We start from the raw sequence: 22,104 nt of genomic DNA, 5'->3' as shown, positions 1-22,104 counted from the left end.
GGTAAGCTGAAGCCTCGTCACTTGGGGAGCTGCGTATGCTGCGATTCTTTGCACTGCTGATGGCCGGCCTGCTGTCGCTGTCGGCGCTGGCGTTCGAGCGGCCGTTCCCGGCGCATGCGCTGCGCGGCAAGATGACGCCCGGCTACTTCCCCGAGGTCAGTATCGACGGCAAGCCGCGCCAGCTGTCACCGGCCGCGCGCATCTTCAACCAGGACAATATGATCGAAATGCCGGCCGCGCTGCGCGGCAGCGATATCGTGGTCAACTACACGGTGGACATGAACGGCAATATCGACCGCATCTGGATACTGACGCCCGAGGAGGCGGCGCAAAAGCTGCCGACCTCAGCGGCTAAATAGCGAAATTATCTACGTGCGGCCTGTCGAGCAGGCCGTCCGCAAAAACCAGCAGTTCCTCCGCCGGTATCGGCCGCGAAATATGGTAGCCCTGCAGGTAGTGGCAACCCATCTTTTCCAGGATGGCCGCCTGGCCGGCGGTCTCCACGCCCTCCGCCACCAGTTGCAGGCCCAGGCTGTGGCCCATGGCGATGATGGCGTGCACCAGGTTGTTGCTGCGCTCGCTGTGCTCGATATCCATGACGAAGGCGCGGTCTATCTTCAGCGTGTTCAGGTGGAACTGGGTCAGGTAGCTGAGCGAGGAGTAGCCGGTGCCGAAGTCGTCCAGCGAAATGCTGACGCCCAGCGCGCGCAACTGCGCCAGCACCGCCTGCACCTGGCCGCCGTCGTCGATCAGCACCCTTTCGGTCAATTCCAGCTCCAGCTGGCGCGGCGCCAGGCCGTTGGCGGCCAGCGCCTGCCGCACCAGTTCGACGAAGCGCGGATCGGCCAGCTGCCAGGCCGAGACGTTGATGCTGATGGTGATCTCGCCCAGCGCGCCGGCCTTCCACTGCCCCACCTGGCGGCACGCTTCGTTCAGCACCCAGGTGCCAAGTTCGACGATCATGCCGCTATCTTCTGCCACCGGTATGAAACGGTCCGGCTGCACCGCGCCCAGCAAAGCGCTGTTCCAGCGCAGCAGCGCCTCCACCTTGGTCAATTTTCCGGTGTGGGCGTCGGTGATGGCCTGGTAGACCAGATGGAATTCGCCGGCCTCGATGGCGCCGCGCAAGGCGCCGTCGATCACCAGCGCATCCTTGGCGGCGGCGTTCATGGCGTCGTTGAAGAAGCGCATCTCGCCGCGCCCGGCCTTCTTGGCTTCGTACATGGCGATATCGGCGTTGCGGATTAGCGTATCGCTATCGCTGCCGTGCGATGGATAGCAGGCGATGCCTACGCTGGCCGATACGCCGATCGCGTGATGGGACAGGCTGAAACTGTCGGCCATGGTGGCGATGATGCCGGTGGCGCAGTCGCTGGCGGTCTGTTCGCTGGTGCCGATGGGCAAGCCGGGCAGGATGACGATGAACTCGTCGCCGCCGAAGCGGGCCAGCACGTCCTGCGGGCGCAGCACGCCGTGCAGGCGGCGCGCGCACTGGCGCAACAACTCGTCGCCGGCCGCGTGGCCGAAGGAATCGTTGACGCGCTTGAACTTGTCCAGGTCGATGAACAGCACGGCGCATTCGCAGACGCTGGAGGCGGCTTTCGCGACCTCCTCTTCCAGCCGCTTGGACAGCGCGTGGCGGTTGAAATAGCCGGTGACGGGATCGATGCGGGCGGCCTGGTAGAGCTGGTCGTCCTTCTTTTTGCGTTCGCTGATATCCAGCAACTGGACCAGGCAGTACAGGCGGCCGCGCGCTTCGTACGGCGAGCCCAGCATCTCGACGGGCAGTTTATTGCCGTTATGCAAGGTCAGGATGGTGGTGTCGACGATGGGGAACTGGACGCCTTCGGTCAGGAAATGGCTGAAGTACTGGTCGGCCATCTGGCGCGTGAGGCCGGGAAGCAACTCGGAAACGTGGCGGCCGATCAGGTCGGCGGGAGCGTTGAAGCCCAGCAATCTTGCGCAGCGTTCGTTCGCCACCATCACGTAACCGCGACGGTCGCGGATCAGGAAGCCGTTGCTCAGGCTATCGATGGTGCGCGCATAGCGCTGTTGAATCTCGTCCTGCACCGCGTAAATCAAACCAAGCATGCTGAGGGTTTTTAATATCGTGGTGCCGATAAACCAGATCAGATATAACTCCGGCCCCAGCGTGACAGAGGTCAGGACATTAAACCCGCCTCGCAATATCAACGTTATGCCGAGCAAGCGATAACGGTTTTTATTATTAATCAGGCGCTGACCGCACCACAACATCATCAAGCCTAAAATCAGGGCACTGCCTGGCGCCAGCAAATCGGGATATTCCACCCAAACCACACTGCTTATGATGGATATTAATAATCCGGCTGGCAATATCAAACGGATTTGATAACGGTGTAATTCACCCAGGAAGAATTTCGTTCCGCTCCAATATCCGATCATGCCGGCGGAGAGCAAGGTGGCGCAAAGCGGAATACGTACGGCTTCAGACAAGATGCGGTCGCCGATAAACCAGATAACTATTCCGCTCATTACCGACAACTGCCCCAGCCCCCAGAATAAGGCATGCTTTTCCTTGCGCTGCATTAGCCAGAGGAAAATAAGTAAGGTACTCAGAATAGCGTCTGCTGAAAAGGCAGCCGCTACTGCGGAGAGGTGGGCGTAATTGCTGAGGTCCGTGCTCATAGATATCGGCCGGCGTCTGGCCCAAGAACTGTATTGGAGTAACTTCCCTCATTGTATGCTGAACGGCTGCGCCAGCGGTATTCCGGGCCGAGCGGAGTGTTGCCGATTGGCACAATGCGGCTCTCCGACTGAAAAAGAGCGGGCAACCATGCTTTTTATGCCAAAAATTAGCATGTTCCCGCCAGTTTTCAGCTTGACCCAAAGCACCTGCGCGCAACGCCCCCGGCGCAGTTGCCTGGATTGTGTTTAGAGGAATAAGGAGATAGCCAACGCCCACATTACCAGCGCAATCACGCCATCCAATATCTGCCAGGCTCGTGGTTTGGCAAATACCGGCGTTAAGTAGCGAGCCCCCAATCCCAGGCTGCCAAACCATAACAACGACGCGAGCATTGCGCCCAGCGCGAAATACCAGCGGCCATTCCCGGTCTGCTGTCCACCTATTGAACCCAGCAATACAACCGTATCCAGATAAACATGGGGATTTAAAAGGCTGAATGCCAGCATGGCGGCAATAACTGTTCGTCGATCTCCTGCTGCGGAGTTTTCATTGGTTTCCATAACTCCGGGATTGAAGGCCGTACGCGCCGCCCGCAATCCGTACCAGAATAAGAAACCGGCACCGGCGATCTTAATCCAGAATAAAAGCGTGGGCGCTTCCACAATCAATTGGCCCATGCCGGCCACGCCGGCGCCGATCAATACAACGTCGCAGACGACGCAAATGGCGATGCAAGTTAATACAAATTCCTGTTTCAGCGCCTGCCGCAATAAATAAGCGTTTTGCGAGCCGATAGCGACGATGAGGCTGCCGCCGAGACCGATTCCTTTAAAAAAAGCCGTGGCTTCCATATTTTTCTCCTTGAACAATGCCGACAGCTTAGATCTCCCGCAAAGATAAGTATAATTAATAATACTGACCAAATATTAGAGACGCTAATGAAGCAGGTAGACTATCGCGGCCTGGCCGCGCTCGACGCCGTCATCGATTACGGCAGCTTCGACAAGGCCGCCGTGGCCTTGTCGATCACCCAGTCGGCCGTCTCGCAGCGGATACGCATGCTGGAAAACAACGCTGGCGAGTTGCTGATCGTCCGCAGCCAGCCGCCCTCCCCCACCGAAGCGGGACAGCGCCTGATCGCCCACTATCGTCAAGTGAGGCTGTTGGAGGCGGCGCTGCTGCACCGCCCGGATGCCGGCGAGGCGCGGCCGGAGATCGCCATCGCCGTCAACGCCGACAGCGCCGCCACCTGGGTGCCGGAAGCCGTCACCCCGCTGATGAGCAGCGGCGCCTGCCTGCTGCACATCCGCCTGGATGACCAGGATCACACGCTGACGATGTTGCGGGAGGGCCGGGTATTCGGCTGCGTCACCAGCGAAGCGGCGCAAGTGGCGGGCACCACTTCGACTCCGCTGGGCATCATGCGCTACCACTGCGTCGCCAGCCCGGCATTTGCCCGGCAATGGTTCCCGCAAGGCATGACGGCCGAGGCCGTGCAGCAGGCGCCGGCGCTGAATTTCGACCGCAAGGATGCGCTGCAGGAACGCTACATCGCCCGCCGCACCGGCTACACCGGCCACTATCCCCACCATTCCTTCGCCAGTTCGGAGGGTTTTGTACGGTTTATCGAAGCGGGTTTCGGCTACGGCATGGTGCCGGCGCTGCAATGCGCGACTCAGCTGAGCACAGGAACGCTGGTGGAAATAACGCCGGGAGACTACTTGGACGTGCCGCTGATCTGGCATATGTGGGATATCCAGACGGCATTTACGCGCACATTGTCTGACAATATGATCGCTACTGCGCGCAAATACCTGCTTTAAGCCGCGCCATCGAGCGCCGCCAGGTCTTGCCGAACGCGTTCTTCCCAGGCATCCAGATCGGGTTCATAGGCGGCTTGCGCGGCGGCCGGCGCCAGTGACTCCAGCGGGCCGATACGCTGGTACAGCATCACGCTGGTCCAAGCCACGGTGCCGGCAGGGAAATAGTGCAGCAGCCTGAATGCCGGATGCTTGAGCGCATAAGTCGTGGAGCTGACCAGCGCGCCTTCCTGCATCTCGCGCGCCAGCTTGTCGCCCAGCGCATCCATCAGCGGGCCGAAGCAGGTGCTGTACATGAACACCAGGCTGGCGCCACGCACGTCGACCTTGAACATGTCCGCCTCGATGAAGGCGATGCGCGAGGCGAGATCCAGCAGATGGCTGCCGCTTGCCGTGCCGCCGAACGGCAGCTGCAGCGGCGTGTCGGGCGTCAGCGGCGACGGCAGCGACGCCAGCCCCTGCCCGGCCAGCGCCAGCAGCGCATGCAGACGCTGGACCGCCATCGCGTGCCGGTAGCCCATCAGCTCGACGCCGATGCAGCGCTGGAAAGGAAACGCCAGCGCCGCCGACATCACCACCTTGCCCAGCCCGCTGCCCAGGTCGACCATGACGCCGCCGGGAGGAAGGAACGGAGCGAGCGCCTCGAAATAATTGTCCAGCTCGTAGCGCTGGAATTCGCCGTAAATCAGGCTGCAGTCTTCGGCCAGCCAGGCATGCACTTCGGCGTCGCTGATCTGCTCCAGCGGGCGGAAACCGGGAGGCGGCGCGGTGCGCGGCAGCATCCCGTGCGGCAGCAGGCTGGCCGGCAGGGTGCCGATGATGGCGCTCACATGCGGACGCAGGCGCTGGATCAGGTAATCGCGGCGCGAGCGGTCTTCCAGGCAGGCGCGCAGCGCGTAGCCGACTTCGATAAATTGGAGGAAAGGCGTATCCGGCGTCAGCGAAATCGGCGGCCGCACATGCTTTTCGCCGCCCTGGATGCTCAGGAACAGCGCCTCGAACACATCGTCCGGATGCTGGAAGCTGGTGATGGGCCGGGCCGGCCTATCCTCCTTGCGCATATCAGGCCCGCAGCGCGGCCAGCATTTGATCGACGCTGTCGTGCGCGGCTTGCCAGCCGGAGCTGGCCAGTGCCGGCGCGCAGACCGGGCATGCCTCGAAGGGATTGCAGTCGTGCGGCAGCTCCTGGTAGAACTTGCCCACCACCGATTTGCCCACATACGAATCGACCGACAGCGGCTTGGCCTTCGGCGCGACGGCCGCCTTGGCCGGCACGAAATCGGCGCCGCCGGGCGCCAGCCAGCGTTCGAAGGGCTCGGTCGGCTTGCCGTCGGGGACGTACCACGACTTGCGCTCGCCATTCCAGCGCGCGCCCAGGGCCTTGGCTTCGTCCTTTTCCGCAAACGGAACTTTTAAAAACATCATCGTCGCTACTCCGCTAAAGGAAGCCGCCATTTTACATGCACATGGTTGACTGTACCGCACATCGCCGATATAGTTGCCAAAAGCAAGCATCTGGAGGATTCCATGCATCAGGACATGCAACAGCAAGCCGAAATCGTCAGACAGTTCAACCGCTACTACACCGTGCACCTGGGGCTGTTGCGCGGTCGCTACCTGGACACCGACTATTCGCTCAGCGAAGGCCGCGTCATGTACGAACTGTCGATGCAGCCCGGCTGCACCGCCAACCACCTGCGCAACAAGCTGGACCTGGATGGCGGGTATATGAGCCGCCTGGTGCGCTCGCTCGGCGAGCGCGGCCTGGTGCACGGCGTGCGCTCCGAGCAGGACAAGCGCGCCACCCTGCTGAGCCTGACCGAAGCGGGCCAGGCCGTCATCGCCGACATCAACCATCGCGCCTCGGCGGAAACCGTACGCATGCTGGGCCAGCTGGGCGAAGCGCAACGCATGGAATTGCTGGAGGCGATGGGCAAGGTGCAGCACATCCTGTCGACGCCGGCCACGCGCGTGATCCGCGCCACCGCCGCCCAGCTCGACGATGCGCGCCATCTGCTGTACGAATATTTCGACGTCATCAACGTCGTGCTGCGCGATGACGACGAGGCCATCCGCGCCTTCCTCAACGACGCCAGCTCGGCCATGTGGATCGCTTACGTCGATGGCGTCGCGGCCGCCTGCGTGGCCATGCGTCCGCTGGCGGAAGTGGCCGGCGCGACCGAGTGCAAGCGGCTGTATGTCGCCGACCGTTTCCGCCGGCGCGGCCTGGCCGAGGCGCTGATGCAGGCGCTGGAAAGCCACGCGGCCGAGGCCGGCTATGACGCGGTGTATCTCGACACCAAGGATGACCTGCACGCGGCGATCAAGCTGTACGGACAACTCGGCTACGAGCGCTGCGCGCGCTACAACGACAACCCGCAGGCGACCATCTTCATGCGCAAGCGGATAAAGTGATGGCGCCGTGTCGTCTGTGAGAAAATCCGGGATTGGATTTAACTAGCGACAACCATGCCCATCATCGAACCAATCACCCTGACGCTGGCCGAACTGGCCAGCCGTTGGAACCAGCCCACCCGCCAAGTGCTCGACCAAGGCCTGCCGATGTATTTCTACTTCGACGGGCTGGTGTTCGACTTCAGCGACAAATGGCACCGCGCCCACGGCGACGCCGAAGAGGTGCAGGATCTGGAAGCGCATCAAACGCGGCTGGCCACGGTCGACTTGGATTTGCAACGCCAGTCCCTGCACAAGCGCGGCCTGCTGAAATTGACGCAGTGGGAAGACGCGCTCAGCGACGACGACCTGCACCACCTGCAAGCCGAGTCCGACCGTCTGAACAGCGAAATCACGCGCTTGAGCGCGCGGCTCAAAGAGCGCACCGAAGAGCGCCAGCGCCACGTCCGCAACGGCCTGCTGCGCGCAGCGCCACGCACCCTGCGCGACATCGCGCAGCACGGCCAGACCAAGTTTCCGCAATTCGCCTTCATGCCGGCCTCCCCCGCCGGCAACGAACATATCGCCGGCGGCGCGGTGGTCGCGCTGGAAGATGGCTTCCCGGCGAAAGCGCTGCTGACCGCCGACGATCTGGTGGTGGCGATGCTGGACGTGCGCGCGGCCGAGGCGGCAAACTAACCTTCTTACGTCATCACCCGGCCGCCCGCCACATCGAGCGTAACGCCGGTGATCCATGACGCCGACTCCGACAACAGGAACAGCGCGGCCGACGCCACGTCGTCGGGCTGACCAAGCCGACCCAGCGGAAACACCTGCTGCATGGCTTGCTGCTGCGCGGGCGGCATGCGCAGCGCGGTGCGTTCGGTCAGCACCGCCGATGGCGAAATGCAGTTCACGCGCAAGCCATGCCGCCCCACTTCGTTGGCCGCGTGCTTGGTCAACATGATTACGCCGGCCTTGGCTGCCCCGTAGCCCGCCGGCGCTCCCGAAGCAACCCGCCCTGCCGCCGACGCCATCGTGACGATGCTGCCCGCGCCGCGCGCAATCATCGCCGGCAGGAAGCACTTGAGCGTGAAGAAGGTCGAGGTCAGGTTGTGGTCGATGCTTGAGCGCCAATCCTGTTCGGTGATCTCGGCCAGCGGCACGGGACGTCCGCTGCCGCCGCCGGCAAATGCCAGCAACAACTCGGGCGAGCCGAACTCGGCCTCGATGGCGACGCGCATGCGTTCGACGGCGGCCAAGTCGGCGCAGTCGGCCGCCGCCGCGAACGCCTCGCCGCCCTCGGCGCGGATTGCGGCCACGGTCGTGGCGATGGCATCGCGGTCGCGGCCGTTGACGGCGACCCGGACGCCGCAGCGCGCCAGCGCCAGGCAGGTGGCGGCGCCGATACCGCGCGAGCCGCCGGTGACAAGGGCCACTTTGCCGCGCAGGTCGGCGTAGGTGGGAACAAGGCTGTTTGTTTCGGTCATCGCTAGTCTCCTGTGTATGCTTGACGCCAGATTACAAAGTGACTAGGCTAAAATCAAATCATCAATTATTGGTCTAACCATAAAATAAAAGATGTCTTACCTTTTGCATCTGCGCAGCTTCCTCAGCGTCTACCGGCACAACTCGATCTCGCGTGCCGCGCTCGACCTGCAACTGACCCAGCCTGCCGTCTCGCGCCACATCAAGATACTGGAAGCGCGCTTGCAGTCGCAGCTGTTCACCCGCTTGCCACGCGGCCTGGCGCCGACGCCGGCAGCGATCGAACTCGAACGGCAGGCGGGGCCGCACCTGGATGCGCTCGACGCCCTGATAGGCAGCGGCGCGGGGCAGCGCGATGGCCTTGCCGGAGTGATCCACGTGGGCGCGACCAGCGGCTTCTCGCGGCTGCTGCTGTCCGCGCTGAGCACGCTGCCGCGCTATGCGATCCGGCTCGACCTGCGCGCGATGCCGCCGCCCGCGCTGGTGGCGGCGCTGGCCGCGCGTGAGCTCGACATGGTGGTCACGCTGGCGCGCATCCCGCACAAAGGCATCGACTATGAATTGCTGCATGAGGGCCGCCAGCAACTGGTCTGCGCGCCGGCATTGCGCGAGCGCCTGCCCAAGTCGGCCGCGCCGAAAGGCTTGCCGTTGATCGACTTGCAGGGACCGGTCCCGCCGCTGGCGAGTTTTTGGCGCGAGGTGTTTGGCGGCAGTCCGGAGCTGCCTTCGACCATCGTGCCGGACTATCAAACCGCGCTGGAGGCAGCGGCGGCGGGCAGCGGATTGGCGGTCGTGCCTGAATGCCTGTGCCGGCCGCTGCTGCATGCCGGACAGTTGATCGCGCTGCCGCTGCCGAAACGCGCGCCGCAGTTCGCGCTGTATATCGCCAGCGCGAAAGGAAGCAGCGCCTCCGGCCGCGTCAGCGTTTGCCGTCAGCAGCTGATGGACGCCGCCCGCAACTGGTGACGGGAAGTTCGATCAGGACTTTGCGCCGCGTGCCAGTGGCAGCGTACTCAACCGGTCTTCGATCTCGATACGCACCGCATCCGGCATAGCCAGATCCTGCATGGCCTTGGGCCAGAGATCCCTGGCGCGCGCAACCGTTTGAATGACAGCCGCTTTGGCGATGCGTTCCGATATGCCGGCCTGCCGGGCGATCGAGGTGTAGGTGGCCAGTGTCGCTTGTCGTTGCAGTCTGTCGATGGCGACATTGGCGCCGAAACCGCGAAAGCCGGGCAGTGCCGCCACACAGACGATATCGTAGGCCGGCGACAGTTCGGGACGGATGCCATTGTGGTAAAGCACGCTGAAATTTTTCAGGTGTGCATCCGAATTCCCGATGAGCGCGTTGACGGTCTGCCGGACAAAGAACTGGCGCACATCCTCGATGCCACGCACGCCGAGGCGGTCCAGCACCTGGATCAGCTTGACGAATTCTTTGGCGCCGGAATACTTCTGGCCAGGCATCAGCGTCAGCAATTGGCAGGCGTCTTCCATGTGCACCGCGCCGCCGGGGCCGCGGTCGAATCGGTCGGCCGCCAGGAAGCGCGTGCCTGCCCCCAAGGCGTCTACCAATTCGGGATAGCCGATCAGCGTGCTCATCGGCTCCGGCCTGCATTGCGCGACGTTGACCCCGGCCAGGCCCGCCAGCGTCATGCATGCGTACTCATTCATCACTTGCGAGTCGTCGCCGGCCAGGGGCAGCTTGGCGACGAGGTCGGACGGCTTGCCTTTGACCGGGATGCAGTAGCGTTTGCCATCCTTGGCGCGGGACAGCGCCAGCTTGTCCTGCACGCCCGATAGCGATGCCGCGCCTTCGGCGGCCTGCTCGGGCACGCCAATTTCCAGGTTGTCGGCGCCGCCCGTGACGCCATATGCGCGGGCGGCGGCCGTCAGGTTGTCGAGCTTGGCCGGCACCACGGTGGCCGCGCCGGGCAAGTCTTCGCCAGCGGCGGCCAGGATGCCGAAGTCATCCATGTCGAGCTCGCTCTTGCGCGTGGCGGCCAGCCGGCGGCGGAGCGGCCCCTCCGGCAGCAGGCCCGCGAAGAATGGCGGCAACTCGCCGCGCTCGCGGTACAGCGCCGGGTCGAAGTAGTTTTTCAGCGTTTGCTGCGTCACTTGTTCGGCGCCCGGCACCGTCATGGAAAGCGACAGGGTGGCGCGCCGCGTATCGGCCAGGTATTGCTCGGTAGCGATGAAGCGCGTTACCCGTCCTGCTTCGCACAGCCAGCCGACCTGCTGCCCGTGTAGCCACACTTCCAGATATCGCGGTCTCAACGCGTTGCTCAATTAAGCCCCCTGCAGAAGCCGATCGACCGTTGATGGCACATCGTCCGGCCCGATGGTTTTACCGGACAACAGGCGGGCGACCTCGGGGAGCAGATGCTTGGGGACCAGGACCAGACTGACATCCATGGCGTCCGCCAGCGCCTCGACGGTGCTGAGCCGGGAATCTACTTTCCCGCTCAGTACGTTGCTAACCTGCGGCACGCTCATCGCCGTCAGATCCGAGATGGTCTGCAGCGTCTTCCCCAACTCGCGGCGACGCAGCTGTAATTGCTCGGAGACCTTCATTTTATTCTTTCAGATAAATTCGCTCTAAAATTTTACATCAAAATGTAAATTATTGAGAAAGCAATTTTATGGAAAGACGTAATAACATCCAATCATATTACGTGAAAGAATAAATCCGGCAACCAATGAAAAAAGCACCTGGACGGGAATCCATCCAGGTGCTTTGATTTTCATGTGAAATTTGGTGGGCCTCCCGTGAGTCGAACACGGCACCAACGGATTATGAGTCCGCTGCTCTAACCAAGCATGAGCTAGAGGCCCAGGGTATTGCTTTGCGCTGGGGACAGTCGCCGGCCCCTCCTACGCGCGGTCGTTTTTAAAACGAACTCGCGAGGATAAGGGCTAGCGCCGCCACTAGTCAAGTCTTAGTTGCCTTCCAAGAAGCTTTTCAGCTTGTCCGAACGCGATGGGTGGCGCAGCTTGCGCAGCGCCTTGGCTTCGATCTGACGGATGCGCTCGCGCGTCACGTCGAACTGCTTGCCCACTTCTTCCAGCGTGTGGTCGGTCGACATTTCGATACCGAAACGCATGCGCAGCACCTTGGCTTCGCGCGGGGTCAGCGAGTCCAGCACGTCCTTGACCACGCCGCGCATCGAGGCGTGCAAGGCGGCGTCGGATGGCGCCAGCGTGTTGTTGTCCTCGATGAAGTCGCCCAGGTGCGAATCGTCGTCGTCGCCGATCGGCGTCTCCATCGAAATCGGTTCCTTGGCGATCTTCATGATCTTGCGGATCTTGTCCTCTGGCATCTCCATCTTGATGGCCAGCGTCGCCGGATCCGGCTCGGCGCCGGTTTCCTGCAGAATCTGGCGGGAAATCCGGTTCATCTTGTTGATGGTCTCGATCATGTGCACCGGGATGCGGATGGTGCGCGCCTGGTCGGCGATCGAGCGGGTGATGGCCTGACGGATCCACCACGTCGCATAGGTCGAGAACTTGTAGCCGCGGCGGTATTCGAACTTGTCCACCGCCTTCATCAGGCCGATATTGCCTTCCTGGATCAGGTCGAGGAATTGCAGGCCGCGGTTGGTGTATTTCTTGGCGATCGAAATCACCAGGCGCAAGTTGGCCTCGGTCATTTCGCGCTTGGCCTTGCGCGCCTTCATTTCACCGGCCGCCATCTGGCGGTTGATGTTGCGCAGGTCCGGCAGCGGCAGCACGACGCGCGCCTGCAGATCGATCAGACGCTGCTGCAGTTCCTTGATGGTCGGGATGTTGCGGCCCAGGATGGCGCTGTACGCGTGCCCTGCTGCCACTTCGCCGTCCACCCATTCCAGATTGGTTTCATTGCCCGGGAAGACTTTGATGAAGTGGGCGCGCGGCATGCCGCACTTGTTCACGGCCACGTCCAGAATCTGCTTCTCGATGTGGCGCACTTCGTCGACCTGGCCGCGCAGCGTGTCGCACAGCTTCTCGACCACCTTGGCGGTGAAGCGGATGCCCAGCAGCTCGAACGAGATCGCTTCCTGCGCCTTGACGTAGGCCTTGGAGTTGTAGCCCTCCTTCTCGAAGGCGCGGCGCATCTTGTCGAATTGCAGGGAGATGACGTCGAATTTTTCCAGCGCGGCGTTTTTCAACGCTTCCAGCTGTTCGGCCGAGAAACCGGCGGCGCCGGAGGCGCTCGCTTCTTCCTCTTCCTCTTCTTCCTCCTCTTCCTCTTCCTCTTCGTCTTCTTCCTCTTCGGCCGGCGCGGCCGCTACCGGCGCGGCGACTTCCTCGCTCTCGTCGACCAGGCCGTCGACGATTTCATCGATCTTGATTTCATCGGCGCGGATGCGGTCGGAGGCGGCGATGATCTCGGCGATCGTCACCGGGCAGGCGGAAATCGCCTGGATCATGTCTTTCAGGCCGTCTTCGATGCGCTTGGCGATCTCGATCTCGCCTTCGCGGGTCAGCAGCTCGACCGAGCCCATTTCGCGCATATACATGCGGACCGGGTCGGTGGTGCGGCCGAAATCGGAATCGACGGTCGACAGCGCCGCTTCGGCGGCCGCTTCGGCTTCGTCGTCGCTGGTGACGGTGGCGACGTTGTCGGACAGCAGCAGGGTCTCGGCATCGGGCGCGTGCTCGTAGACGGCGATGCCCATGTCGTTGAAGGTGCCGATAATGCCCTCGATCGCTTCCGGATCGACGATATTCTCAGGCAAATGGTCATTGATCTCGGCGTACGTGAGGAAACCGCGTTCCTTGCCGAACTTGATCAGGGTCTTGAGTTTCTGGCGGCGGCGTTCGAGCTCTTCCTCGGTCGCTTCCGTGTCCGACGAGAAAGCGTCCTTCAGCAGCGCCTTTTCCTTGGCCTTGCGGTCCTTTGCCTTGGCCTTGTCGACCGCCTTCAGCTCGGCGCGTTCGACCGCGTTCAGCGCGGCGACTTCGTCGTTTTCCGGCTGGAATTCCTTCGGCTTGCGCCCGCGCCTGCCCGGCACTTTGACCGACGGCAGCACATAGCCCGACGTATCAATCGCAGCCAGCGTCGCCGCATCGGTGGTCTGGCTGACCGCTGGCGGGTTGCTGGCGACACGCGTTTCCGATTTGTCCGCCGTTTTAGCGGATTTTGCGGTCACTTTGCTCGGCTTTGCAGCCGCTTTGGATTCAGGTTTCTTGATTGGCACAGGCGCTTTCGATTACACAACGACTTGCTTATTTAGGATAAAGTTTCTTGCGGCCCTCGCGGGCCTACGTCTTCGAACTTGCCGACTGCACAAGTGCGACAATACTACGACTTACTTACACCTGGTCGGGCCGATCGACCTCAACAGAACCCCACCCTCTCTTGGCGGAAATTCTACTGCATCAGACACGTGCGTGGGGGCAAGAAACCATGACTAGGTTAGAAAGCAAACAGAACGTTTGCGATACAGCGCCGCCGTAGCGCGCTGCCGTAACCAAAGCTGGCCCTGGCCGCCGACACCCGTTCTTCCATGTCGATCAAGAGCCTAACTTACTGAAAACAAACACACTCTGAACTGAAAAACGATGCCAAAACATACAACACTTAGCGTTTTATTATAGCACGTCACTTTTCAATTTCCAGAGGGCAGAACCCCACTTCTCCCCTCTGCAATCATGACAGAAACATTACTATACAAAACGCCTTACAACATTATCGGTTAGCCAACTCCGCCTCCGCTTCGCGCAGCAGCTGATTTTGCTGCGCCGTCAGTTCGCGGTAGCGCACGCCGATCTCGTCGGACGACAATCCGGCCGCGAACAGCTGGCTCAGCTCCTGCTTCAGCGCCTCGGTCTTCACCTGCCGCACAATCCCGCGCAACTCCATCCTTACCGCATCGATGTCCGCCTCCGGCTCCTTGGCGATCTCGCCGATGAGCGCGTCGTACTCGTCGCCCTGCGACTTCAGATGCTGGGCGAAGGCCGCGAAACCGCCGTTCGGTCCCAGCGCCTGGGCCGACGCCACCAGCTGGACCAGGCGCTCGGCCGGCGCCGCGCCAAAGTAATTGAATGCCGCCAGCGCCGCCGCATCGATATTCAGCGCCAGCGGCGGATGCGCCACCAGCATGCGTACGATCTGCAATTCCAGCCCGACCGGCACCGGACGCCCGGTACGGGGCGGCGCCTGGCGCGCGACGGCGACCGGCTTGGCCAGCTCGAACAACACCTCGATCTCCGACGGCGTGCTCTGCGTCAACTGCGCGAGGCCGCGCACGATCTGCAGGCGCAGCGAGGTCGGCGTCATCGCCTGCAGCATCGGCTTGGCGTCGAACTGGGCGCGGGCCCGGCCTTCCGGGCTCTGCAAATCATGCTCGCCGACCGCTTCCTTGACCAGGAACTGCGACAGCGGCATGGCTTCGTGTATTTCCTGCTCAAACGCCTCGTTACCGTAGGTACGGACGTAGCTGTCCGGGTCGTGCTCGGTCGGCAGGAACAGGAATTTGATGGTCTTGTTATCCGTCACGTGCGGCAGACAGGCTTCCAGCGCGCGCCGTGCGGCGCGGCGGCCGGCCTTGTCGCCGTCGAAGCTGAAAATCACCGTGTCGGTTTGACGCAACAATTTCTGTACGTGGTTGGTGGTGCAGGCGGTGCCCAGAGTCGCCACGGCTTGCGGGAAGCCCATCTGCGCCAGCGCCACCACATCCATATAGCCTTCCGTCACCAGCACATAACCCGCATCGCGGATCGCCTGGCGCGCTTCGAACAAGCCATACAACTCGAATCCCTTTGAAAATAAAGGCGTTTCGGGAGAATTCAAGTACTTCGGTTCACCGTGGTCCAGCACCCGGCCGCCAAAGGCGATGACCTGGCCTTTGGTGTTTTTAATCGGAAACATCACGCGCTCGCGGAAGCGGTCGTAGCGTTTGCGGTTGCCGCCGTCCTCGTCCACCTTGTCGATCACCAGGCCGGCCTCGGCCAGCGCCACCGCCTCGTACTCGGGGAAGATGGAGCGCAGATTGTCCCAGCCGGGCGGCGCGTAGCCGAGGCCGAAACGGGCGGCGATCTCGCCGGTCAGGCCGCGATTCTTCAGGTAGGCGATGGCGTCGGTGGCGCCGCGCAGCTGCGAGCGGTAAAACTCGCTGGCGCGCGTCATCGCCTCGGTCAGGGCCAGGCTTTGCGCGGCCATTTGCGCGCGCTGGGCCGGCGGAATCTTGTCGTCCTGCTCGGGCACGACCATGCCGACGTTTTGCGCCAGGTCTTTGACGGCGTCGACAAAGCCCATGCCGGAATATTCGATCAGGAAGCCGATCGAAGTGCCGTGGGCGCCGCAGCCGAAGCAATGGTAGAACTGCTTGGTCGGGCTGACCGTGAAACTGGGCGATTTTTCGCTGTGAAACGGGCACAGGCCCATGAAATTCGCGCCGCCTTTTTTCAGCTGCACATAACGTCCGACCACGTCGACGATGTCGACCCGGTTCAGCAAATCAGAAATAAAGGATTGTGGGATCACAGGCTAGACGGTCTTGTTATGGATCAGACTATACCGCCGCGCCGACCCGGTGTTGAGGCGGATCAAGCTGCGGCAGAGGGAATTACAGCGGCATTATGCCGGGGTCAGCGCTTTCTTAACCAGAGCGGACACGACAGTCATGTCGGCGCGGCCAGCCAACTTGGGCTTGACGATGGCCATGACCTTGCCCATGTCCTGCGGACCGGCGGCGCCCGAGGCGGCCACGGCGGAGGCGACTTCGGCGGCGATTTCCTCGTCCGACAGGCCGGCAGGCATGTAGGCGGTCAGCACCACCAGTTCGGCCTTTTCGATATCGGCCAGATCGGCGCGGCCGCCGGCTTCGAACTGGGTGATCGAATCCTTGCGCTGCTTGATCATTTTTTCCACGATGGCCACGGTCTGGTCGTCGTTGACTTCGATACGCTCGTCGACTTCCTTGCGCTTGATTTCAGCCAGGATCAGGCGGATGGTCGCCAGGCGACCGGCTTCCTTGGCGCGCATGGCGTTTTTCATGTCTTCGGTGATTTGTTCTCTCAGGCCCATGGCGTTTCTTTCAGAAAATTAACGGAGTAAAAATGCGAAAACCCGCTGCGGCGAACCGGAGCGGGTATCTTCCAGATGCAACGAGATACAACCCGAGGCGTAAGCGCCATACTACCGGGTTGAATCTGCAAGAGCAGTCTTAGAACAGTTTTTTCGGCAGTTGCTGGCTGCGGATGCGTTTGTAGTGACGCTTCACTGCAGCTGCCAGCTTGCGCTTACGCTCAGCCGTTGGCTTTTCGTAGAACTCGCGTGCGCGCAGTTCGGTCAGCAGACCGGTTTTTTCGATGGTGCGTTTGAAGCGACGCATTGCGACTTCGAACGGCTCGTTTTCTTTAAGGCGAATAGTGGTCATGTAAAAATTCAAACCGTTTGAGGTTATAGGGAGAAAGAGACTATAGCAGCTTTTGCGGAAAAATGGAAGACGCCTGGCCATCTGAACGGCCAGCCATCAGGCTTTCACTGCAAAAACAACGCGGCGTATGGTGCAATCTTTCAACAACTTCAACGATTGCGTGACGCCACTAACTTCCACAGACCGCCAGTATATCAGACCGCTTGTCCCGCCGCCACACCCGAAGCCCAGGCCCACTGGAAGTTGTAGCCGCCCAGCCACCCGGTCACGTCCACCGCTTCACCGATGAAGTACAGGCCCGGCACCTTGTTGGCCATCATGCTCTGCTGCGACAGCTCGCGGGTGTCGACGCCGCCGCGCGTGACTTCGGCCTTCTTGTAGCCTTCGGAGCCGTTCGGCGTGATCGTCCACTGGTTGATGGCCGCGCCCAGCTTGCGCAGCTGCGCATCGGGCAAGTCGGCCAGGCGCGCATCCAGCGCGAAGCCGTGGGCCAGCAGCAAGCCTTCCGCCAGGCGCGCCGGCAGCCACTGCGACAGCACATTGCCCAGCTGCTTCTTGATCGTGCCCTTGCCTTCGATCAGCGTGGCCGCCAGGTCCAGCTCGGGAATCAGGTTGATGACGATGGGCGTGCCCGGCGTCCAGTATGAGGAAATCTGCAGGATCGCCGGGCCGGACAGGCCACGGTGGGTGAACAGCAAGTCTTCGCGGAAGCGGCCGCCGGTCGGGTTGCGGCCCTTGAAGGAGCCGGTTTCCACATCGACTTCCAGCGCGATGCCGGACATCTCCACGAACGGCGCCCACTGCTGCGGGTCGAAGGTCAGCGGCACCAGCGCCGGGCGCGGCTCGACCATGCGCAGCTCGAACTGCTCGGCGATGCGGTAGCCGAAATCGGTGGCGCCGATCTTGGCGATCGACAGGCCGCCGGTGGCGATGACCACGCTGTCGGCCTCGATGTCGCCAGTGTCGGTGTGCAGCAGGAAGCCACCGCCATCCGCCTGCGCCAGGCTGCCGACCTTGCACGGCATGCGCCAGTGCACGTCGCCGGCGGCGCATTCGTCTTTCAGCATGTCGATGATCTGTTCGGCCGAGTCGTCGCAGAACAGCTGGCCGCGATGCTTCTCGTGGTAGCCGATGCGGTGCTTCTTGACCAGCGCGACGAAGTCGGCGGCGGTGTAGCGCGACAAGGCGCTCTTGCAGAAGTGCGGATTCTCGGACAGGAAGTTGGCCGGACCCGCGTTGATGTTGGTGAAGTTGCAGCGGCCGCCGCCGGAGATGCGGATTTTTTCCGCCAGCTTGGTGGCGTGGTCAATCAGCACCACGCGCTTGCCGCGCTGGGCCGCCGTCGCCGCACACATCATGCCGGCCGCGCCCGCGCCGATTACCGCTACATCAAACTTTGCCATATCAAATCCAATCGTCCAAAGGCGTATTGTACTTGAAGGGCCTGCCTGCTTACTCGATCGGCTCGCTCACCCGCTGGCGCGACTGCAAGGTGCGCGACACCAGCAGGCACTGCGCCACCTGCTCGGCGATCGACGGCGGCACCGGCACGTCGCCATCCAGCACCGAGCGTATCCAGGCCGCCGTGGTGGCCGCGTCCTTGTCCTCCGGCAGCAGCGGCAATTCGCCCACCAGCGTCTGCTTGGGCACCAGCGTGGTGCGCAGGCCGCCGTGGAACCAGTCGATCTGCTGCGCCTTGTTGGCGTTGGCCACCGTCTCGCCCTCGGTGCCGCGCATCAGGAAGGCGTCGCCGCGCTCCGGCAAGGCCGCCGTGGTGAAGTATTCGCCCAGCATTTCCAGATACTCCGGGTGCGTGTACGACACCAGCCGCAGCGCCGGCCCGGCGAACGGCTGCATGATCTTGACCAGCGTATGCGTCGAATTGCGCACGCCCAGCCGGCGCCGCAGCGACAACATATAGGCCAGCTTGGGCGCCAGCGTGTCGATGGTAATGAACGCCGGATGCCCTTGCGACATGGCCTCCTCCGCCTCGGCGCGGTGGCGCGCGGCCGGCACGCCCAGCGCCTCGAACACTTCGGCCGTGGCGACGCGGCCGGCGTCGTGCGCCACGCCGTGCACCAGCACCGGCACGCCTTCGCGCGCCAGCAGCATGGCCAGCAGCGGCGTCAGGTTGGCCATCTTGCGGGCGCCGTTGTAGCTCGGGATGCAGACCGGGGCGAACTGCCCCGGCGGCGCACTGAGCGGCTCGAAGGCGGCCTCGGCAGCGTCAAGGAAACCGGCGATCTCCTCCACCGATTCGCCCTTGATCCGCATGGACAGCAAGATGCCGCCCAGCTCCAGGTCGGAAACGCGGCCGTCCAGCATGGCTTGGTACAAATCGTGGGCGTCGTCCCGGGTCATGCTGCGAGCGCCGTTTTTGCCGCGGCCTATTTCTTTGATGAAACGTGCGGCCAGGAAGGGTTCGGTGGATTGTGTCGTCATGGCGTCAGCTTAAACCAGACCGCCGCATTTCGGCTACACTATCCCTCCCCCGCAATAAATATACGTAGAGAATCATGATTTCCCCAGACATCGAAAACATCAACGTCACCTCGTTCGCGCCGATGCCGTCGCCGGAAGCCTTGCACAGCAAGCTGCCGCTGACCGACACCGCCTCGGACACCGTGATGAAGGGCCGCGAAGCCCTGCGCAACATCATCGATCGCCAGGACAAGCGCCTGTTCGTGGTCGTCGGTCCATGCTCGATCCACGATCCCGTGGCCGGCCTGGATTACGCCCGCCGCCTGAAAGCCCTGCAAGCTGAAGTGGCCGACACCATGCTGCTGGTGATGCGCGTGTATTTCGAAAAGCCGCGCACCACCACCGGCTGGAAGGGTTATATCAACGATCCGGACATGGACGATTCCTTCCGCGTCAACGTCGGCATGGAAAAGGCGCGCCAGTTCCTGCTGGACGTCTGCGAACTGGGCCTGCCGACCGCCACCGAAGCGCTCGATCCGATCTCGCCGCAATACCTGGGCGACCTGATCGCCTGGACCGCCATCGGCGCCCGCACCACCGAATCGCAGACCCACCGCGAGATGTCGTCCGGCCTGTCGACCCCGGTGGGCTTCAAGAACGGCACCGACGGCGACATCAGCATCGCCATCAACGCCATTCTGTCGTCGGCCCATCCGCACTCCTTCCTGGGCATCAACGCGCAGGGCAATGTGGCGATCGTGCGTACGCGCGGCAACGCCTACGGCCATGTGGTGCTGCGCGGCGGCGACGGCCGTCCGAACTACGATTCGGTATCGATCGCGATTGCGGAACAGGCGCTGGCCAAGGCCAAGCTGCCGGCCAACCTGGTGGTCGACTGCTCGCACGCCAACAGCTACAAGAAGCCGGAACTGCAACCGCTGGTGATGGCCGACGTCATCCACCAGATCGTGCAAGGCAACCAGTCGCTGGTGGGCGTGATGATCGAATCGAACATCGTTGGCGGCAACCAGAAGATCCCGGCCGACTTGAGCGAGCTGAAGTACGGCTGCTCCGTGACCGACGGCTGCATCGACTGGGAAACCACCGAGAAGATGCTGCTCGACGCGCACAAGCAGCTGAAAAACCGTCCTTAAGTACAGGGCGTCAGACGAAGGCCATCACCCTGGTGGCCACGCCGAAAGACCCCGCCAGCGCCGCCTCGGCCTTGCTGGCCGGGGCGCTCAGTTCATCGAGATCCAGATAGACCTTGCAGTCCTCCACCTTGACCGTATAGCGGCGCGCATCACTGTCGCGCGGCTCGGCATCGCCGCATTCCAACACCGCATGCACCTGTTCTTCGCCCACGCGAAACAGCGCCACGCCCGGCAACTCCTGCCAGGCCAAGCCACGCGGCACCAGGCGCGCGCCGCTCATGGGCACATCCTTGAGTTTGCAAATCAGCTTCCATTGTCCAGACATCGCTCGCCTCCGTGATCGACTTTTTCCATTGATGTAAGCAAAAGCGGTGCCACGGAAAACGCCCGGCCAGCCCGGGCAAACAGCGAAATGGCGCACTTCGCCAGTGCGGCGCGGACCTGCCGTGGTGCATGCTGGCACCCACTTTCCATTACAATGGCGGATTCCTCTTTTCATTTGTGCTCTTTTCATGATCGTTCTCGGCGTTGAATCCTCCTGTGACGAAACCGGCCTTGCGCTGTACGACACGCAACACGGCCTGCTGTCGCACGCCCTGTATTCGCAAGTGGCGATGCATGAAGAGTACGGCGGCGTCGTGCCCGAGCTGGCCTCGCGCGACCACATCCGCCGCGCCATCCCGCTGCTGACGCAGACGCTGGAAGGCGCCGGCAAGTCGCTGGCCGACATCGACGCCATCGCCTACACGCAGGGCCCCGGCCTGGCCGGCGCGCTGCTGGTCGGCTCGTCCGTGGCATGCAGCCTGGGCCTGGCGCTGGACAAGCCGGTGCTGGGCGTACACCACCTGGAAGGCCATCTGCTGTCGCCGCTGCTGGCGTCGCAGCCGCCGGAGTTTCCGTTCATCGCGCTGCTCGTTTCGGGCGGCCACACGCAGCTGATGCGCGTGGACGGCGTCGGCCAGTACACGCTGCTGGGCGAAACGCTGGACGACGCCGCAGGCGAAGCCTTCGACAAATCGGCCAAGCTGCTGGGCCTGGGCTATCCGGGCGGTCCGGCGATTTCGCGCCTGGCCGAATTCGGCGATCCGGCGGCCTACAAGCTGCCGCGTCCTATGCTGCATACCAAGGATTTCAATTTCAGCTTTTCCGGCCTGAAGACGGCGGTGCTGACGGTGGTGAAGAACCACGAGGAAAAAGTCATCGCCAATATCTGCGAGCAGGACAAGGCCAACATCGCGCGCGGTTTCGTCGACGCGATAGTCGATGTGCTGACCGCCAAGTGCGTGTCCGCGCTCAAGCATACCGGCCTGAAGCGGCTGGTGATCGCGGGCGGCGTGGGCGCCAACTCGCAGCTGAGGGCGTCGCTGAACGCGGCGGCAGCCAAGAAGAAGTTCAAGGTCTACTACCCTGAACTGGAATTCTGCACGGATAACGGCGCGATGATCGCCTTCGCCGGGGCCATGCGCTTGATGATCAACCCGGACGCGGCAAAGAAAGACTACTCGTTCAATGTGCGGCCACGCTGGCCGCTGGACGAGATCAAAGTCGTTTAACCCTGCGCGAAGGCCACCGAGGCCAGCACGGCCAGGCCGGCCAGCGCCAGCAGGTACTTGACCTTGCCCTTGCCCAGGCGTACGCCGCGCGCAGCGATGCGCTCGCTGCGCAGACGGTGCTCGTCGGACGACGATTCGTGAACCACGGTATTCGTTGTTTTTTGTTCCGTTGCGGTATTCATAACAGCCTCCATATTTGTCGATCATCTTCCTTTCTGGAGGGCAATGCAATTGTCGTGCCAA

General features: G+C 62.5%; 22 protein-coding genes and 1 tRNA gene. 7 read left to right on the top strand and 16 right to left on the bottom strand.

The annotated features are described in order from the left end of the window. Positions 1-35: 35 nt before the first annotated feature. Entirely contained in the window at positions 36-359 is a 324-nt protein-coding gene (locus GEV02_RS17005; RefSeq protein WP_152839102.1) for a hypothetical protein, read from the top strand. Here the strand turns inward: GEV02_RS17005 and GEV02_RS17000 are convergent. Both GEV02_RS17000 and GEV02_RS16995 read right to left on the bottom strand, forming a co-directional pair. Further along, positions 352-2,091, bottom strand: a complete 1,740-nt coding sequence (locus GEV02_RS17000; protein WP_235922807.1) for a putative bifunctional diguanylate cyclase/phosphodiesterase — start codon at positions 2,089-2,091, stop codon at positions 352-354. The genes GEV02_RS17005 and GEV02_RS17000 overlap by 8 nt on opposite strands. Positions 2,092-2,913: 822 nt before the next feature. Beyond that, positions 2,914-3,519, bottom strand: coding sequence for a LysE/ArgO family amino acid transporter (locus GEV02_RS16995; protein ID WP_152839100.1), 606 nt, complete (start codon positions 3,517-3,519; stop codon positions 2,914-2,916). 87 nt (positions 3,520-3,606) lie between these two features. Between GEV02_RS16995 and GEV02_RS16990 the strand changes: the two genes are divergently transcribed. Further along, positions 3,607-4,491, top strand: coding sequence for a LysR family transcriptional regulator ArgP (locus GEV02_RS16990; RefSeq protein WP_152839099.1), 885 nt, complete (start codon positions 3,607-3,609; stop codon positions 4,489-4,491). Here the strand turns inward: GEV02_RS16990 and GEV02_RS16985 are convergent. Then, on the bottom strand, positions 4,488-5,549 hold the full coding sequence (locus GEV02_RS16985; RefSeq protein WP_152839098.1) for a histone methylation protein DOT1-like protein: 1,062 nt from the start codon (positions 5,547-5,549) through the stop codon (positions 4,488-4,490). The two genes, GEV02_RS16990 and GEV02_RS16985, sit on opposite strands and share 4 nt — an antisense overlap. Before the next feature lies 1 nt (position 5,550). After that, positions 5,551-5,913 carry a DUF5710 domain-containing protein gene (locus GEV02_RS16980; protein WP_008451864.1) on the bottom strand — a complete coding sequence of 121 codons (363 nt, stop codon included), beginning with the start codon at positions 5,911-5,913 and terminating at the stop codon, positions 5,551-5,553. 102 nt (positions 5,914-6,015) lie between these two features. Here GEV02_RS16980 and GEV02_RS16975 point away from each other — a divergent pair, with 102 nt between their 5' ends. Both GEV02_RS16975 and GEV02_RS16970 read left to right on the top strand, forming a co-directional pair. Then, positions 6,016-6,903, top strand: coding sequence for a bifunctional helix-turn-helix transcriptional regulator/GNAT family N-acetyltransferase (locus GEV02_RS16975; protein ID WP_152839097.1), 888 nt, complete (start codon positions 6,016-6,018; stop codon positions 6,901-6,903). A 54-nt stretch (positions 6,904-6,957) separates the two neighbouring features. Further along, the gene (locus GEV02_RS16970) at positions 6,958-7,581 is read left to right on the top strand and encodes a hypothetical protein (RefSeq protein ID WP_152839096.1); all 624 of its coding nucleotides are present in this window, start codon (positions 6,958-6,960) and stop codon (positions 7,579-7,581) included. 5 nt (positions 7,582-7,586) lie between these two features. Here the strand turns inward: GEV02_RS16970 and GEV02_RS16965 are convergent, their stop codons facing one another. Beyond that, positions 7,587-8,372 carry an SDR family NAD(P)-dependent oxidoreductase gene (locus tag GEV02_RS16965; RefSeq protein ID WP_152839095.1) on the bottom strand — a complete coding sequence of 262 codons (786 nt, stop codon included), beginning with the start codon at positions 8,370-8,372 and terminating at the stop codon, positions 7,587-7,589. Positions 8,373-8,463: 91 nt separating this feature from the next. On the opposite strand from GEV02_RS16965, the gene GEV02_RS16960 reads away from it, so the two are divergent. Further along, positions 8,464-9,336 (top strand): LysR family transcriptional regulator, encoded by an 873-nt coding sequence (locus tag GEV02_RS16960; RefSeq protein WP_152839094.1) that lies wholly within the window; start codon positions 8,464-8,466, stop codon positions 9,334-9,336. A 12-nt stretch (positions 9,337-9,348) separates the two neighbouring features. Here the strand turns inward: GEV02_RS16960 and GEV02_RS16955 are convergent, their stop codons facing one another. The 9 genes from GEV02_RS16955 to ybiB all read right to left on the bottom strand — a co-directional run bounded on the left by GEV02_RS16955 (position 9,349) and on the right by ybiB (position 19,175). Further along, on the bottom strand, positions 9,349-10,659 hold the full coding sequence (locus tag GEV02_RS16955) for a type II toxin-antitoxin system HipA family toxin (protein ID WP_152839093.1): 1,311 nt from the start codon (positions 10,657-10,659) through the stop codon (positions 9,349-9,351). Beyond that, complete coding sequence (locus tag GEV02_RS16950; protein WP_152839092.1) at positions 10,660-10,944, bottom strand: helix-turn-helix domain-containing protein; 285 nt, start codon at positions 10,942-10,944, stop codon at positions 10,660-10,662. 182 nt (positions 10,945-11,126) lie between these two features. Then, a tRNA-Ile gene (locus GEV02_RS16945) sits at positions 11,127-11,205 on the bottom strand. Between the two features lie 104 nt (positions 11,206-11,309). Beyond that, positions 11,310-13,550, bottom strand: coding sequence for an RNA polymerase sigma factor RpoD (rpoD, locus tag GEV02_RS16940; protein WP_408014830.1), 2,241 nt, complete (start codon positions 13,548-13,550; stop codon positions 11,310-11,312). Between the two features lie 491 nt (positions 13,551-14,041). After that, positions 14,042-15,838, bottom strand: coding sequence for a DNA primase (dnaG, locus tag GEV02_RS16935; RefSeq protein WP_328595836.1), 1,797 nt, complete (start codon positions 15,836-15,838; stop codon positions 14,042-14,044). Positions 15,839-15,931: 93 nt separating this feature from the next. Then, complete coding sequence (locus GEV02_RS16930) at positions 15,932-16,381, bottom strand: GatB/YqeY domain-containing protein (protein ID WP_152839091.1); 450 nt, start codon at positions 16,379-16,381, stop codon at positions 15,932-15,934. A 139-nt stretch (positions 16,382-16,520) separates the two neighbouring features. Further along, a complete protein-coding gene (gene rpsU, locus GEV02_RS16925; protein WP_008451879.1) occupies positions 16,521-16,733 on the bottom strand; it encodes a 30S ribosomal protein S21 in 213 nt (70 codons plus the stop codon). 194 nt (positions 16,734-16,927) lie between these two features. Then, entirely contained in the window at positions 16,928-18,136 is a 1,209-nt protein-coding gene (locus GEV02_RS16920) for a BaiN/RdsA family NAD(P)/FAD-dependent oxidoreductase (RefSeq protein ID WP_152839090.1), read from the bottom strand. A 49-nt stretch (positions 18,137-18,185) separates the two neighbouring features. After that, positions 18,186-19,175, bottom strand: a complete 990-nt coding sequence (gene ybiB / locus GEV02_RS16915) for a DNA-binding protein YbiB (RefSeq protein WP_008451881.1) — start codon at positions 19,173-19,175, stop codon at positions 18,186-18,188. Positions 19,176-19,249: 74 nt separating this feature from the next. Between ybiB and GEV02_RS16910 the strand changes: the two genes are divergently transcribed. Then, the gene (locus GEV02_RS16910; RefSeq protein WP_152839089.1) at positions 19,250-20,308 is read left to right on the top strand and encodes a 3-deoxy-7-phosphoheptulonate synthase; all 1,059 of its coding nucleotides are present in this window, start codon (positions 19,250-19,252) and stop codon (positions 20,306-20,308) included. Positions 20,309-20,318: 10 nt separating this feature from the next. Here the strand turns inward: GEV02_RS16910 and GEV02_RS16905 are convergent, their stop codons facing one another. Beyond that, complete coding sequence (locus tag GEV02_RS16905) at positions 20,319-20,633, bottom strand: Rieske (2Fe-2S) protein (RefSeq protein WP_152839088.1); 315 nt, start codon at positions 20,631-20,633, stop codon at positions 20,319-20,321. A gap of 187 nt (positions 20,634-20,820) precedes the next feature. Between GEV02_RS16905 and tsaD the strand changes: the two genes are divergently transcribed. Then, positions 20,821-21,861: a tRNA (adenosine(37)-N6)-threonylcarbamoyltransferase complex transferase subunit TsaD gene (tsaD, locus tag GEV02_RS16900; protein WP_152839087.1), complete on the top strand. Its 1,041-nt coding sequence runs from the start codon at positions 20,821-20,823 to the stop codon at positions 21,859-21,861. On the opposite strand, the gene GEV02_RS16895 is transcribed toward tsaD, so the two are convergent. Then, positions 21,858-22,043 (bottom strand): hypothetical protein, encoded by a 186-nt coding sequence (locus GEV02_RS16895; protein WP_152839086.1) that lies wholly within the window; start codon positions 22,041-22,043, stop codon positions 21,858-21,860. The two genes, tsaD and GEV02_RS16895, sit on opposite strands and share 4 nt — an antisense overlap. Positions 22,044-22,104: the final 61 nt, after the last annotated feature.

The organism is Rugamonas aquatica (assembly GCF_009380215.1).
Taxonomy (GTDB): Bacteria; Pseudomonadota; Gammaproteobacteria; order Burkholderiales; family Burkholderiaceae_D; genus Rugamonas; species Rugamonas aquatica_B.
The sequence above is the reverse complement of the archived record's forward strand: the minus strand, read 5'-3'. Positions and strand labels throughout refer to the sequence as shown.

What these genes read in the sequence shown, in the direction of transcription:
- GEV02_RS17005 (WP_152839102.1), top strand. Translation starts at nt 36, where the DNA reads ATGCTGCGATTCTTTGCACTGCTGATGGCCGGCCTGCTGTCGCTGTCG.
- GEV02_RS17000 (WP_235922807.1), bottom strand. Translation starts at nt 2,091, where the DNA reads ATGCTTGGTTTGATTTACGCGGTGCAGGACGAGATTCAACAGCGCTAT.
- GEV02_RS16995 (WP_152839100.1), bottom strand. Translation starts at nt 3,519, where the DNA reads ATGGAAGCCACGGCTTTTTTTAAAGGAATCGGTCTCGGCGGCAGCCTC.
- GEV02_RS16990 (WP_152839099.1), top strand. Translation starts at nt 3,607, where the DNA reads ATGAAGCAGGTAGACTATCGCGGCCTGGCCGCGCTCGACGCCGTCATC.
- GEV02_RS16985 (WP_152839098.1), bottom strand. Translation starts at nt 5,549, where the DNA reads ATGCGCAAGGAGGATAGGCCGGCCCGGCCCATCACCAGCTTCCAGCAT.
- GEV02_RS16980 (WP_008451864.1), bottom strand. Translation starts at nt 5,913, where the DNA reads ATGATGTTTTTAAAAGTTCCGTTTGCGGAAAAGGACGAAGCCAAGGCC.
- GEV02_RS16975 (WP_152839097.1), top strand. Translation starts at nt 6,016, where the DNA reads ATGCATCAGGACATGCAACAGCAAGCCGAAATCGTCAGACAGTTCAAC.
- GEV02_RS16970 (WP_152839096.1), top strand. Translation starts at nt 6,958, where the DNA reads ATGCCCATCATCGAACCAATCACCCTGACGCTGGCCGAACTGGCCAGC.
- GEV02_RS16965 (WP_152839095.1), bottom strand. Translation starts at nt 8,372, where the DNA reads ATGACCGAAACAAACAGCCTTGTTCCCACCTACGCCGACCTGCGCGGC.
- GEV02_RS16960 (WP_152839094.1), top strand. Translation starts at nt 8,464, where the DNA reads ATGTCTTACCTTTTGCATCTGCGCAGCTTCCTCAGCGTCTACCGGCAC.
- GEV02_RS16950 (WP_152839092.1), bottom strand. Translation starts at nt 10,944, where the DNA reads ATGAAGGTCTCCGAGCAATTACAGCTGCGTCGCCGCGAGTTGGGGAAG.
- GEV02_RS16930 (WP_152839091.1), bottom strand. Translation starts at nt 16,381, where the DNA reads ATGGGCCTGAGAGAACAAATCACCGAAGACATGAAAAACGCCATGCGC.
- rpsU (WP_008451879.1), bottom strand. Translation starts at nt 16,733, where the DNA reads ATGACCACTATTCGCCTTAAAGAAAACGAGCCGTTCGAAGTCGCAATG.
- GEV02_RS16920 (WP_152839090.1), bottom strand. Translation starts at nt 18,136, where the DNA reads ATGGCAAAGTTTGATGTAGCGGTAATCGGCGCGGGCGCGGCCGGCATG.
- ybiB (WP_008451881.1), bottom strand. Translation starts at nt 19,175, where the DNA reads ATGACGACACAATCCACCGAACCCTTCCTGGCCGCACGTTTCATCAAA.
- GEV02_RS16910 (WP_152839089.1), top strand. Translation starts at nt 19,250, where the DNA reads ATGATTTCCCCAGACATCGAAAACATCAACGTCACCTCGTTCGCGCCG.
- GEV02_RS16905 (WP_152839088.1), bottom strand. Translation starts at nt 20,633, where the DNA reads ATGTCTGGACAATGGAAGCTGATTTGCAAACTCAAGGATGTGCCCATG.
- tsaD (WP_152839087.1), top strand. Translation starts at nt 20,821, where the DNA reads ATGATCGTTCTCGGCGTTGAATCCTCCTGTGACGAAACCGGCCTTGCG.
- GEV02_RS16895 (WP_152839086.1), bottom strand. Translation starts at nt 22,043, where the DNA reads ATGAATACCGCAACGGAACAAAAAACAACGAATACCGTGGTTCACGAA.